Raw genomic sequence first — 13,011 nt, 5'->3', positions numbered from 1 at the left:
CCCGTACACCGGCACGGCCACGCGGTGGTCGGCCAGCGCGATCTCGTCCTCGGACAGGCCTTGGGCCTCGTTGCCGAAGAGCCAGGCGGTCGGCTGTTCCAACGCGTACACCGATTCGGCGGCGGAGGCCCCCAGGCGGCGGGCGGCGTTCTCGTCCTGGAGACGGTCCAGGTCCAGTTGTCCCTTGCCGTCCGCGGCCAGCACGCCGACGCCACGCTCCCGGCAGCGGGCCACGACTTCCTCGACCTCCGCGCCGAGGACGACGGGCAGGTGGAACAGGGAACCCGCCGTCGACCGCACGGCCTTGGGGTTGTAGATGTCCACGCTCGAGCCGGTCAGGATGACGGCGTCGGCGCCGGCGGCGTCGGCCGCCCGCAGCACGGTGCCGGCGTTGCCGGGGTCCCGGACCTGGCACAGGACGGCAATCAGCCGCGGGCCGGCGTCGAGCACGTGCTCAAGGCTGACGTCCAGGAAGCCGCAGACGGCGACGATGCCCTGTGGGGTGACGGTGTCCGCCATCGCAGCGATCACTTCGTCGGTTGCGAGGTGCGCGTGGGTTCCCTCGGCCAGCTGCTCCAGCTCCGGGTGGCGGTCCAGGCAGGCCTCGGTGGCGTACACCTCATAGACGATGCCGGGCTCCCCCGCGGCGATCTTCTTCCGGTGCAGGACCAAGGCCTCTCGGACCGCCTGCGGGCCTTCGGCCAGGAACTCGCGACGCTTTAAACGGGCCGGGCGCCCGGCAAGCTGTGCCACCTTCCTCATCCGATCAGCTCGGGGGTTGGAGAGTGGAAAGTCTTGCGGGCGCCCGGTTTCGTTCATATAAGAACCTTAGTGGCTATTCCAGCCGGCTCTTGAACGAGGCAGTCTTTCAACTGCGGGAGGAACTACTTTGCAGCCTCGTCGGCGGCCTTCTTGGCAGCAGGCTTCTTCGCGGGAGCCTTCTTGGCAGCCTTGGGAGCCGGAGCAGCCTCAGCCTGGACGGCCGGAGCGGACGTGTCGGCAGGCAGCGAGTCCTTGGCGACCTTGACCAGCGCGGCGAAGGCGTTGGCGTCGGAAACGGCCAGCTCGGCCAGCATACGGCGGTCAACCTCAACCTCAGCGGCCTTCAGGCCCTGGATCAGGCGGTTGTAGGTCAGGCCGTTGGCGCGGGATGCAGCGTTGATGCGCTGGATCCAAAGACGGCGGAAGTCGCCCTTCTTCTTCTTGCGGTCACCATAGCTGTACACAAACGAGTGCAGCAGCTGCTCTTTTGCCTTGCGGTACAGGCGTGAACGCTGTCCGCGGTAACCCTTTGCGCGTTCGAGGATAACCCGGCGCTTCTTGTGGGCGTTAACCGCCCTCTTCACACGTGCCACGTGCGTACTCCTTAGAAAATTTCTGATCCCAAGCGTCTACTGCCGGAACGGTCCGGCTGGCCTGAGAAGCCTTTTTGGTAGTTGACTGCTGCCAGGTGGCGAACAGTCAGAGAACTTGGAACTTAGATGCCGAGCATCTTCCGGATGACCTTGGCGTCGCCCTTGAAGACGATCTTGTCGCCGGCAAGGCGACGGGTCAGCCGGGAGGACTTGTGCTCGAGGTAGTGGCGGCGGTTGGCCTGCTGGCGGCGCAGCTTGCCGGTACCGGTCAGCTTGAAGCGCTTCTTAGCACCGCTGTGGGTCTTCATCTTCGGCATGGGAACCGATCTCCTTACGTATCCGCAGAAAAGTCTGCAGCTCTTTCGTGCAGCCACCCCTGCGGGCGGCGTGCTGGTTGCCTGCTGCCGGACATTGCTGTCCGGCAGCCGTGAACTAGTTGGTCTTCTTGGTGCCAGGCTTGGCGGCTGCCCGGGGGGCGGCCGGCCGTGCGGCGGGCTTCGGCGCTGCGGGCCTGGGTACCGGCTTCGGAGCAGCAACCGGCTTCGGTGCTGCTGCCGGAGCGGCTGCCTTTTCCTCGGGAGCCTTCGCTGCCGCCGGGGCCGGAGCGGCCTTCGGAGCCGCGGGAGCCTTGGCTGCTGCAGGCTTCTCTGCGGCCTTCGGAGCCGCGGAAGCCTTCGCTGCTGCCGGCTTCTCGGCTGCCTTCGGAGCGGCCGGAGCCTTCGCTGCTGCCGGCTCCTCGGCTGCCTTCGGAGCGGTTTCCGCCGCCGCGTCCTGGGCGGGGGCCTCGTCGGCCTTGGTCTCTTCGACCGGAGCCGCTTCAACCTTGGCTTCTTCAACCTTGGTCTCTTCGACCTTGGTCTCGTCGACCTTGGCTTCTTCGACCTTGGCTTCTTCGACGGGGGCCTCCGCTGCGGGTGCCTCCGGCGATACGACGTAGCCTTCCGGCAGGAGGTCCGACAGCGTCTGGGTCAGCGGGGCGTTGCCACCGGAGACATCGACGCGTCCCGAAGCCTTGGCTTCGTTCTCAGCCTTGGCTTCTGCGCGCTGCGTTGCGCGGCGGGCCTCCGCCTTGGCTTCGGCCTTGTTCTTCAGCGGGCCAACCACCATGACCATGTTGCGGCCATCGATGCGCGGGCTGGACTCCACCACACCAACTTCGGCGACGTCGTCGGCGAAGCGCTGGAGCAGGCGGATGCCCATCTCGGGGCGCTGCTGCTCGCGGCCGCGGAACTGGATCATGGCCTTGACCTTGTCGCCGGCACCGAGGAAGCGGAGCGCGTGGCCGCGCTTCGTTTCGTAGTCGTGGGTGTCGATCTTCAGGCGGAAACGGATTTCCTTCAGGACCGTGTTGGTCTGGTTCTTCCGGGCCTCGCGTGCCTTGACAGCGGCTTCGTACTTGTACTTGCCGAAGTCCATCAGCTTGCACACCGGAGGCTTCGCCTGCGGTGCAACTTCAACGAGATCAAGATCGGACTCGGCAGCCAAACGCAGGGCATCCTCAATACGGACAATTCCTACTTGTTCGCCTGCAGGGCCGACCAGCCGCACCTCGGGGACGCGGATACGCTCATTGATTCTTGGCTCGCTAATGTTAAAGCTCCTGTGTTCGTGAGGGGTATTCCACCGGCAAAAAGAGAAGGCCCCCAATTGCCGGAGCAATCGAAGGCCTCGAGATCGGAACTGCCGCCCTCAATGGGGCAACATGCACTTCCTGCGGACCGGAGTCCGAGGTAGTGCCCGACCAGGTACCCGGCAACCTTGACTCCTGGACAGGAGGGGCTTCCCGAAGGAAGTTTCGCGGCTGACGCGGGTGGGAGAGAACTCCGCTTGCAAACTAAAGCCAACTCTACAGAAAGACACCCGTTCAACGCACGTATGCGTCGCCGGGCGCCAACTTCAGTGACAAGCACTGCCAGTCAGAACACTGCATTCTATAAAAGCTTGAGAATAACGACATTTAGTCGGTCTGTGACAAGCTTACCAGCATGAGCACTTCAGATAGTAATTCCCACGTCTTCGAGCCCGCGGCCGCCCAGGCGGACGTCTCGCAGCAGATCCGCGACATCTCGGAAGTCCCCGCGATCGAGGTCATCACCACGGCCGCAGTGCACCTGATGAGCGCCGCCGCGGTAAAGCTCGGCCTCGCCGCCGAGGAAAATGCCCAGGACCTCAAGGACCTGGACGAGGCCCGCAAGCTGATCACCGCCCTCGCCGGTCTGGTGACCGCGGCGGCGCCCGAAATCGGCTCACAGCACGCTGGACCGTTGCGCGACGGACTCCGCTCGCTCCAGCTGGCCTTCCGCGAAGAATCGGTCATCCCGGACGCTCCGGGCAAGGGCCCGGGCGAGAAGTACACCGGCCCCGTCAACTAAGCACTCGTCAGTCAGGACAACGCCGGCGTGCGGACCACCCAGGTCCGCCCGCCGGCGTCGCTATTTTTCCGTTCGCACGATTTTCCGTCCGCACGATTTTCCGTCCGCACGGCCCGGGCGCGTGCCCGGGTCGGCGCAGTGGGGCCGGCCCGCGTTCAGACGCGGGCCAGGCGGCTGCGCCGGACCTGTTGCAGGGCCAGTCCCACCAGGCAGAGGGCCACGCCCGCCAACCCCACTGAGACGAAGCCGGCCGACGGGCCGATGAGGTCAATGAACAGMCCGGCAAGCGGCGCACCCAGGGCCACTCCGCCGGTGAGCGATGACCCGTACCAGCCCATCGCCTCGCCGCGCCGGCTTTCATCCACCAGTTCGGCCACCTTTTCCGAGGCCGCGGACAACACCGGCGCGCACAGCAGACCCGGCAGCAACGCGAGCAGGCTGAGCGTCCAGACGTCGGTCGCGAAGGCCATCGGGACCGTCAGCGCTGACATCCCCAGCAACAGGAGGATCGGGGAAACGGCCCGGTGCATGGCGCCGTAGAGGACGCCGCCCACCACCGAGGCCGCGCACCAGAAGAGGAACACGATGCCGATTTCGGCCTGGTGGCCGCCGGTCTGGAGCGCCGCGACGATGCCGACGTCGGTGCCGCTGAGGACCATGCCGGCACCGGCGCCGACGGCAAACACGGCGGCTACGGCGGCGGTGAACCAGCTGAAGTTGTGGATGACCCGGTGGCGCAGGCCGGAGCCCCGCCGGCGCCGCTCCTCGGCGGCGGCCGCAAGGGGTGCCAGTTCGGCTGCGGCCTCCTGCAGATGGGCCGGCGCGGCGGCGACCACAGCGGCTTCCGCGCACTCCAGCTCCTGCGCCTCAAGCCCGGCGTCCGGGGAAGCACTCCGGGTGGGCGGGTTGAACCACATCAGGAAGAGCCCGGCGACGGATGTGGCCACTCCCACGACTGTCAGGCCCAGGACGGACTGGCCGCTGGTGGCGACGACGGCCCCGACGGCCGGGCCGATCATGAAGACCAGCTCGGTGGCGATGGCGTCGAGCGCAAAGGCAGTCCGGCGCTGTTCCCCGGGGGCCAGCACGCCCAGCGACTGCCGCACCACGCTGAAGATAGGCAGGGTCAGCAGGCCCCCGATGAAGACCAGGGGCAACAGGGCCTCGTAGGACACGTGCGGCACGATCGACCAGATCACGGCCTCGGAGACCACAGACGGAATCAGCGCCTTCCGCAGCCCCACGGTGTCGACCCGACGTCCGCGCCAGGGCGCGCCGACAGCGATACCGATCGTCATCACGGCGGCGGCCGCTCCGGCGGCCGCGTAGCCCTGGCCGAGGGTCAGGACGATGTGCAGGGTCAGCAGGACACCGGCCGCCGAGTGCGGTATGCGGGCGATCATGCCGACCAACAGGAGGCGCCTGATGGGCCGGATGGCCAGCAGCTGACGGTAAAGCGCGAAATTCACGGACTATATCCTTCTGGTACTGCCCACGGCAGCACCGGGAGGTCCCCCCGTTGGGCCGTCAGCTATGGTGCTGCGCGCTGCAGCTTGACCTCGATCGAATCAACCCGCTCGGCAAAGATTTCATTCCGGGCCCAGGCGTTATTGAGGCCGGCGACGATCGACTGCACGCCGGCGGCGTCGAGACCGTCTTCAAGATAGAGGACCACACGGAGTTCCGGGCCGGCTCCCCCACCGGGGAGCCGCCTGCCATCGGCCGTGGCCGAGGCAACTCCACCCCCCGGATGAATTTCAACACGGCGGACCGCCGGAAAGCCAACCGCGCCTTCCCCGAGTGCACCCGCGAGATCGGGATCGGCGTATGACGGCGTCCATGGCTGCTGTTGGGCGAGGGCCCAGACTGCCGGCCGGCGGACCACGAACGTCACTTCCGATCCGGGATCGAGCACGAGCAGCTCCGCGCCTTCCGCGACCGCTGACAAGGCGGCCCGGGCCGCGTACACGGCGACCGGCCTGGCCTCCGGGTGCCACGCCGAAAGTGACGCCGCCGAGGTGAACACCGGCATGGCCGTCCGCCCGTCCGGCGCCTTGAGCGTCACCAGGGCCATGTCGGCCTGCTTGTCCGAGTGCAGCGGATCCCCGTTGGGGCCGGCCGCGGCCTCGCCCTCTTCGGCGAGCTGGGCGAGGATGGGCACGAACACCCGGGCGGTGGCCAGCGCGGCCACCACGGCCGCTTCGTCGCCAGTGCCCGCGGCGAGGTCGGACAAAGCCGCCAGATAGCCGGCGTCGGCGGTGCCGTCGTCGTTGTCGAAATTGTGGATCTTGGCGTCATCGCCGGACAGGCTGCGCCCTGCCCAGGGTTGGCCGGCGGAGTCGGTGGCCCCGCCGGCGCCGGCGAGGGCCGCCGCGATGTGCCCGGGCAGATGCCGGACGGGACCGGCCCCGGTCCCTGCCTGCACTGCCTCGTGGGGGTTATTAGGGTCGTGGGTGTGCGTCATGGGCACCTTCGCCGCTAGCGGCGGCCGGCGACGTCGAGGGCCTCGGGCAGGGTGAAGTTGCCGTTGTAGAGGGCCTTGCCGACGATGGCGCCTTCGACGCCGAGCGGCACCAGGGAGCGCAGGACCTTCAGATCCTCGAGGCTGGAAATGCCGCCGGAGGCGACCACCGGCTTGCCCGTTTTCTCGACCATCTGGCGCAGGAGTTCGACGTTGGGGCCCTGGAGCGTGCCGTCCTTGGTCACATCAGTCACGACGTACCGGGCGCAGCCGGCGTCCTCGAGGCGGCCGAGCACGTCCCAGAGGTCCCCGCCTTCCTTGGTCCAGCCCCGGCCGGCGAGGGTGGTGCCGCGGACATCCAGGCCGACGGCAATCTTGTCGCCGAAGCGATCGATCACCCGGGCCGTCCATTCCGGGTTCTCCAGTGCCGCCGTGCCCAGGTTGACGCGGGCGACGCCGAGGTCGAGGGCCTTCTCCAGGGATTCGTCGTCGCGCAGGCCGCCGGAGAGCTCCACCTTGATATCGAGCCGGCCGACGACCTCGCGCAGAAGCTCGGCGTTGGAACCGCGACCAAACGCGGCGTCCAGGTCGACCAGATGCACCCACTCAGCCCCCTGCTGCTGCCAGTTGAGGGCGGCCTCCAGCGGGGTGCCGTAGCTCGTCTCGCTGCCGGCTTCGCCCTGTACGAGCCGGACGGCCTGTCCGTTGACAACGTCGACGGCGGGCAGGAGCTCGAGTACGGGCAGCGGGGTTTCGGTGGTCATCGTGGAGTCCTCAGCTTGGGGWTGGTGGTGGGGAGGGGGCGGTCAGGACGCCGGCAGGGTCAGGAGGTAGGCGGCCAGCAGTGACATGCCGGCGAGGATGTAGAAAACGATCTGCACCCAGAGCGGACTTTTCTGCTGGCGGAAGGAGATCCCGCCGCCAACCAGCAGGCCGGCCACGCCCATAAGCACCAGAGACCACATCTAGGCGGTCCCTTCCGGGGCTGCGGTCCGGTCCGGGGCTGCGGGGCGCAGGCCCTGGACCCAGTTGCGCAGCAGCCGGGCGCCGGCGTCGCCGGACTTCTCCGGGTGGAACTGGGTGGCACACAGCGGGCCGTTCTCCACGGCCGCGATGAACGGGGCACCGTGGTCGGACCAGGTCACCAGCGGAGCAGCCATCCGCGGCTGGATGACGTCGAAGTCCCACTTCTGGACACCGTAGGAGTGCACGAAGTAGAAACGCTCGTCCTCAACCCCGGCGAAGAGCCTGGACCCTTCGGGGACGGCGACGGTGTTCCAGCCCATATGGGGCACGACGTCGGCAGGCAACAGTTCCACCTTGCCGGGCCACTCCCCCATGCCCTCGGCTTCGGTGCCGTGTTCGACGCCGGCCTCGAACAGCACTTGGAGCCCGACGCAGATGGCCAGCACGGGACGGCCTCCGGCGACACGGCGGCCGATCATCCGGATGGCGTCAACGGCCTTAAGTTCGCGCATGACGGTTTCGAAGGCGCCCACACCGGGGACGACGAGGCCGTCGGCATTGAGGACATCCTCGGCCTTGGAGCTGAGGATGACTTCGGCGCCGGCCCGCTCCAGCGCGCGGACGGCGGACCGGACATTCCCGGAGCCGTAGTCCAGCACCGTAACGGTGGGCTTTCCCTGCGGGGAGACCGGCTTGGTCGCGGCGGCGGGGTCGATGATGGCCCCGTCGCGGAGCAGCGGGCCGGTCACAAAGCACCCTTTGTCGACGGGATGCCCTCGACGCGGGGATCCGGCTCGACGGCTGCGCGCAGGGCACGGGCAAAGGCCTTGAACTGGGCCTCGACGATGTGATGGGGGTCGCGCCCGGCGGTGACGTTCATGTGCAGGCAGATCCCGGCGTGAAGGGTGATCGCCTCAAAAACGTGGCGGGTCAGGGAGCCCGTAAAGTGGCCACCGATCAGGTGGTATTCCTGGCCTGCCGGCTCGCCGGCGTGGACCAGGTAGGGACGGCCGGAGACGTCTACGACAGCTTGCGCGAGGGCCTCATCGAGGGGAACGGTCGCCTCGCCAAAACGGCGGATCCCGGCCTTGTTGCCCAGGGCGGTCCGCAGAACCTCGCCGAAAGTGATGGCCACGTCCTCGACAGTGTGGTGGACATCGATGTGGGTGTCGCCGGTGGCCTTGACGGTCATGTCGATCAGGGAGTGCTTGCTGAGGGCCGTCAGCATGTGGTCGTAGAACGGGACCGACGTGCTGATGTCTGAAACGCCGGTGCCGTCCAGGTTGATCTCGACCAGGACCGAGGACTCGCTGGTGGTCCGTTCCATGCGTGCGGTCCGGCCCTCGGCGGTGGTGGATCCGGTGGTGCTCATGTAGATGTGTCCTTTGGAAGAAGGCAGGGTGTTGGGCAATCTGGCGGGGACGATCGGGCTCCCCACCAAGTCTAGGCCTGCGGCTTTGCGGAGCCGGCCAGGATAAGTTCAAGTGCCTCCAGGAAGGCTGTGGTTTCTGTCTCAGTGCCCGCGGTGACGCGCAGGTGCCCCGGAATACCGACGTCGCGGATGAGGACACCGGCGTCCAGCATCCGCTGCCAAACCTCATGGGGGTTCTCGAGGCCGCCGAAGAACACGTAGTTGGAATCGGACGCGGCCGGGGTCAAGCCCAACCGCGTCAGTTCCGACACGATCCGGTCGCGCTGGCGCTTGATGTCCTCGACGTCCGCCATGAGCGCCTCCCGGTGGTGCAGGGCAGCCAGGGCCGCAGCCTGGGTGATGGCGGAAAGGTGGTACGGGAGACGGACCAGGCGCAGGGCGTCAGCGACCTCCGGTGCCGCGGCCATGTAGCCGAGCCGCGCACCCGCGAGGGCGAAGGCCTTGCTCATGGTGCGCGAGACGATGAGCCGCTCCCGGCCAGGCAGCAGGGTGAGGGCACTGGGCGTGCCGTCGTGGGCGAACTCGTGGTAGGCCTCGTCGACGATCACGATGGTCTGGCTGGCCTCGCCGGCGTCATAGACGGCCTCGACGACATCGAGCCCCAGACCGGTACCGGTGGGGTTGTTTGGGGAGCACAGGAAGACGATGTTGGGCTGAAGCTCGCGGACTTGCTGTGCCGCCGAGTCCGCGCTGAGCCCATAGTCTGACGCGCGGGCCCCGACGACGTATTCCGTATCCGTGCCAGAGGCCAGCAACGGGTACATCGAATACGTGGGAGGGAACCCGAGGGCCGTCCGGCCGGGGCCGCCGAAGGCCTGGAGGATCTGCTGAAGGACTTCGTTGGAACCATTCGCGGCCCAGATGTTCTCCGCGTCCAGCCCGTGGCCAAGGTATTCCGCGAGGGCTTCTCGCAATTCGGTGAATTCGCGGTCCGGATAGCGGTTCAGCCCGGCAGCGGCGGCACTCACGGCCTCGGTGATCGCTGCGCGGACATCGGCCGGGACCCCATGGGTGTTCTCGTTGACGTTGAGCAGGATGGGGACGTCCAGCTGCGGCGCGCCATACGGACGCAGGCCACGCAGATTAGTTCGGAGGGGCAGTCGGTTGAGGCGCTCAAGCTGGTCAGTCACGTGACCAGTTTAAGTGGTAGCGGGACGGGCGCTGAAACTGTGACGCCCGCGACGCCACCGGGGGGGGTGGTTACTTGGACGGGACGAACAGTTGCTGGCCCGGCATCACACGCGCGGCGTCCAGATTGTTCAGCTCCACGATGTCGGCCACGACGTCGCGGGGATCGCGCTCCGGAGCCACCGACCCGGCAATGGCCCAGAGGGACTCCCCCGGTTGGACTGTGACGGATACGGTCGGCGTCACTGAGAGCTGGTCTGCGGAATCTGCCGCTTTCGCGGGAGCGTTGAGGAATCCGCTGAACGACAGGATGAACGCCGCCAGCAGGATCAGCGGGACACCGAAGAAGACGAAGCGTCCGCGCCGGGTGAGCCGCAGCGGCGGCTGCTTGGTCCGGCCGCCCGAAACCGCGGCGGCTCCTTGCGGCCCCTGCGACGTCGCGGCGCCGCGGCGCCTGGCGTTGAGCGGGTACACGTTGCCGTGAAGGGAACCACCCTGGCCCATGCCGCCTTGGTCGCGACTGCCGTGTCCGAGGCTGCCGTGTCCGATGTTGCGGCGAGCCGCTGCGCCACGTGGACCAACACCGCGGTGGCGGGTCGTGACGCCCTGAATGTTAGTGCCGTCAAACGCGCTTGAAACTGACATGAACTGAGCCCTCCTGGACCATAAGTTGCCGCCCGGCGTACTCACGTACTCGCCGCCAACCGGCCGAACCTTCGAACATAGAACCGAACATCGCATGCGAACCCAGATCGTCGGAATCGAACACATATTCGAATCTTGCTAGTTCTGTTTTAGCACTTACTAACGAACGATGTCGAGACTCGCTAGAACAAATGTTTGAAAAAGGTCTGCGGCTGGCCTATTTTTGAGGGACAGGACAACCTTTCGAACTCCCACTTTCGAACTACCCGTGGGAATTCATTCGTAGTTGATCAGCAGGGTCTGACATTTCAGGCCGGAAGTTCCCGGTGACAGCAGCCACTGCAGCCGGGCGGAACGGAAAGGCGTTGGCGAACATGGCAGCACAAGCCACCGGCGGCAGGGCCACCCCACGGAGCCCGCAGCCCGCCCGGGCCCCCAAGAGCCTCACCGTCCGGCAAAAGAAAATCCTGGAGACCATCCAGCGGTCCGTCACGGACAAGGGCTATCCGCCGTCCATGCGCGAAATCGGCGACACCGTCGGTCTCGCCAGCCTCTCGAGCGTGACCCACCAGCTCTCCCAGCTCGAAAAGCTCGGCTACCTGCGGCGTGATCCGAAGCGCCCGCGGGCCATGGAAGTGCTCATGCCGCTGACCCTGGACGAGGGGACCACACCGATTTCCGGTGTGGAGAAGTCAAGCGGCCTGCGGGCCGTCGGCGGCCTGTCAGTGACTGAGCTGGCCAGCGCCACCGACACGGCAATGGTGCCGTTCGTCGGACGCATCGCCGCCGGCGGGCCGATCCTCGCGGACCAGGTGGTGGAGGACGTCATGCCGCTGCCCCGCCAGCTCGTGGGCCATGGCGAACTCTTCATGCTCAAAGTGGCCGGCGACTCGATGATCGACGCCGCCATCTGCGACGGCGACTGGGTGGTTGTCCGCCGCCAGGGCGATGCCGTGAACGGCGACATCGTTGCCGCCCTGCTGGACGACGAAGCCACGGTCAAGACCTTCCGCCAGCGGGACGGCCACACGTGGCTGTTGCCGCAAAACACCCAGTACGAGCCCATCCTGGGCGACCACGCCGTCATCATGGGCAAGGTCGTCTCGGTACTGCGCTCGCTCTAAACTGCGCTCCCCTTAGCCGTCCCGGGCCATGCCGCCAGTTCGGAGCGGCCACCCCGCGGCGGATTTCCGGCGCAGGGTGGCGGCCCCGGTTTGGGACTTAGTCTTTCGCCAGTCGCTTCAGGGCTGCCATGGCTATCGATGAATCGGTGGTGGGCCAGAACGGCGGCAGCGCGGCGCGCAGGAAGCCGCCGTAACGCTCCGTGGAGAGCCGCGAATCCAGCACCGCCACCACGCCCTTATCCGAGGTCGAGCGGATCAGCCGTCCGGCGCCCTGCGCGAGGCGGATGGCGGCGTGCGTGGCCGAGACGGCCATGAAGCCATTGCCGCCGGCCTGGGCCACGGCCCGCGAACGTGCCGTCATCAGCGGGTCGTCCGGCCGCGGGAAGGGAATCCGGTCGATGACCACCAGCCGGCAGGACACGCCAGGGACGTCGACGCCCTGCCAGAGGGACATAGTGCCGAACAAACACGTGTCAGGTTCGTCGGCAAACTGCCGCACGAGCGCCGTCATGGTCGACTCCCCCTGGCAGAGGATGCTGAGGCCCAGCCGGGGCCGCATGGCCTCGGCTGCTTCCTCTGCGGCGCGCCGCGAGGAGAACAGGCACAGGGCGCCTCCGCCGGAGGCGCGGATCAGCTTCTCGAGTTCGTCCAGGGCCTCGGGGGACGTTCCGCGGCCGGGTTTGGGCAGGTGCCGGGCGACGTAGAGTATGCCCTGCTTCGGGTAGTCGAACGGGGAGCCGACGTCGACGCCGGTCCAGCTCGGTGCGCCGTTGCCAACCAGGCCCAGGCCGCCGGCGGCGGGTTCGAAGGCGGCGCCGATGGCCAGTGTGGCCGAGGTCAGGATGACGGTGTGGTCTGCGAACAGGCCCTCGCGCAACCGCCCTGCGACGCTCAGCGGGGCAACATTGATCAACGCCGGCGCGCTCTCGTCCGGCTGCGAGTAGCCCTGCGCCGGATCGAAGCTGCTGTTGCGGGAGAACCACACGACTTCGCGGTTTTCGCGCGCGGCCAGGAGGCGTTCACAGAGCTCCAGGATGACCATGAGGCGCGAGCGGGCCAGCTGCCGTCCGCCGTCCGCCGACACGGAGCTGTCCCCCTTGGAATCGGACAGCGCGGCGCGGCATGCGTCGCGCAGCTGGTCGATGCAGTCCAGCTGCTCGCTGTTCAGGCCGTTGGGCATCAGCCCGCTGGGGACGCCGTCGATGGCGAGCTCCAGGTGGGCAGCGGCATTGCTCAGTGCATCCACGGTGATGCCCGTGTGCTTCCGGGCCCCGGACGCGGCGGCGTGCACCATCGCCACGGAGAGCTGGCCCGAGACCGCGCCCGTGACGCGGTCCTGAAGTTCGTGTGCTTCATCCACCACGACGACGTCGTACTCGGGCAGCACCGCCAGGCCTTCGAAGGCACTGACGGCGAGCATGGCGTGGTTGGTGACCACGACGTCGGCATCGGCGGCGTTCTGCCGTGCCAGTTCGCTGAAGCATTCGGCCGCGAGCGGGCATTTCTGCGCGCCGAGGCACTCCATGGA

The 13,011-nt window shown here is 67.5% G+C and carries 15 protein-coding genes; 2 read left to right on the top strand and 13 right to left on the bottom strand.

Going from position 1 to position 13,011, the window contains the following annotated elements; genetic code table 11:
- The 4 genes from AC1D1S_RS14180 to infC form a co-directional block, all read right to left on the bottom strand.
- Positions 1-819 (bottom strand): TrmH family RNA methyltransferase (locus tag AC1D1S_RS14180; protein ID WP_476994746.1); only part of this gene is annotated, 819 nt, incomplete at its 3' end.
- Between the two features lie 65 nt (positions 820-884).
- Complete coding sequence (gene rplT, locus AC1D1S_RS14175; protein ID WP_028277244.1) at positions 885-1,355, bottom strand: 50S ribosomal protein L20; 471 nt, start codon at positions 1,353-1,355, stop codon at positions 885-887.
- 122 nt (positions 1,356-1,477) lie between these two features.
- Positions 1,478-1,672, bottom strand: a complete 195-nt coding sequence (rpmI, locus tag AC1D1S_RS14170; RefSeq protein WP_003798720.1) for a 50S ribosomal protein L35 — start codon at positions 1,670-1,672, stop codon at positions 1,478-1,480.
- 115 nt (positions 1,673-1,787) lie between these two features.
- Positions 1,788-2,903 carry a translation initiation factor IF-3 gene (infC, locus tag AC1D1S_RS14165; RefSeq protein ID WP_476994745.1) on the bottom strand — a complete coding sequence of 372 codons (1,116 nt, stop codon included), beginning with the start codon at positions 2,901-2,903 and terminating at the stop codon, positions 1,788-1,790.
- A 437-nt stretch (positions 2,904-3,340) separates the two neighbouring features.
- Here infC and AC1D1S_RS14160 point away from each other — a divergent pair, with 437 nt between their 5' ends.
- Positions 3,341-3,727 (top strand): DUF1844 domain-containing protein, encoded by a 387-nt coding sequence (locus AC1D1S_RS14160; RefSeq protein WP_243181773.1) that lies wholly within the window; start codon positions 3,341-3,343, stop codon positions 3,725-3,727.
- A 155-nt stretch (positions 3,728-3,882) separates the two neighbouring features.
- On the opposite strand, the gene AC1D1S_RS14155 is transcribed toward AC1D1S_RS14160, so the two are convergent.
- From AC1D1S_RS14155 to AC1D1S_RS14120, 8 genes are all read right to left on the bottom strand, one after another.
- Positions 3,883-5,196 (bottom strand): MFS transporter, encoded by a 1,314-nt coding sequence (locus tag AC1D1S_RS14155; RefSeq protein WP_243181772.1) that lies wholly within the window; start codon positions 5,194-5,196, stop codon positions 3,883-3,885.
- 62 nt (positions 5,197-5,258) lie between these two features.
- Complete coding sequence (locus AC1D1S_RS14150; RefSeq protein ID WP_243181771.1) at positions 5,259-6,191, bottom strand: SseB family protein; 933 nt, start codon at positions 6,189-6,191, stop codon at positions 5,259-5,261.
- A gap of 14 nt (positions 6,192-6,205) precedes the next feature.
- The gene (priA, locus tag AC1D1S_RS14145; protein ID WP_243181770.1) at positions 6,206-6,952 is read right to left on the bottom strand and encodes a bifunctional 1-(5-phosphoribosyl)-5-((5-phosphoribosylamino)methylideneamino)imidazole-4-carboxamide isomerase/phosphoribosylanthranilate isomerase PriA; all 747 of its coding nucleotides are present in this window, start codon (positions 6,950-6,952) and stop codon (positions 6,206-6,208) included.
- Between the two features lie 42 nt (positions 6,953-6,994).
- Complete coding sequence (locus AC1D1S_RS14140; protein ID WP_164468561.1) at positions 6,995-7,153, bottom strand: hypothetical protein; 159 nt, start codon at positions 7,151-7,153, stop codon at positions 6,995-6,997.
- A complete protein-coding gene (gene hisH, locus AC1D1S_RS14135; RefSeq protein WP_243181769.1) occupies positions 7,154-7,903 on the bottom strand; it encodes an imidazole glycerol phosphate synthase subunit HisH in 750 nt (249 codons plus the stop codon). It abuts the gene before it with no gap.
- Complete coding sequence (hisB, locus tag AC1D1S_RS14130) at positions 7,900-8,526, bottom strand: imidazoleglycerol-phosphate dehydratase HisB (RefSeq protein ID WP_028277237.1); 627 nt, start codon at positions 8,524-8,526, stop codon at positions 7,900-7,902. Before hisB ends, hisH begins: the two co-directional genes overlap by 4 nt.
- A 71-nt stretch (positions 8,527-8,597) precedes the next feature.
- Positions 8,598-9,716, bottom strand: coding sequence for a histidinol-phosphate transaminase (locus AC1D1S_RS14125; protein ID WP_028277236.1), 1,119 nt, complete (start codon positions 9,714-9,716; stop codon positions 8,598-8,600).
- Positions 9,717-9,786: 70 nt separating this feature from the next.
- Entirely contained in the window at positions 9,787-10,218 is a 432-nt protein-coding gene (locus AC1D1S_RS14120; RefSeq protein ID WP_243181768.1) for a LysM peptidoglycan-binding domain-containing protein, read from the bottom strand.
- Positions 10,219-10,733: 515 nt separating this feature from the next.
- Here AC1D1S_RS14120 and lexA point away from each other — a divergent pair.
- On the top strand, positions 10,734-11,483 hold the full coding sequence (gene lexA / locus AC1D1S_RS14115) for a transcriptional repressor LexA (protein WP_028277234.1): 750 nt from the start codon (positions 10,734-10,736) through the stop codon (positions 11,481-11,483).
- A gap of 97 nt (positions 11,484-11,580) precedes the next feature.
- On the opposite strand, the gene AC1D1S_RS14110 is transcribed toward lexA, so the two are convergent.
- Positions 11,581-13,011: ATP-dependent DNA helicase (locus AC1D1S_RS14110; protein ID WP_476994744.1), on the bottom strand; the 1,431-nt coding region annotated here is incomplete at its 5' end.

Source organism: Arthrobacter sp. P1_A5 (assembly GCF_056406825.1).
The sequence above is the reverse complement of the archived record's forward strand: the minus strand, read 5'-3'. Positions and strand labels throughout refer to the sequence as shown.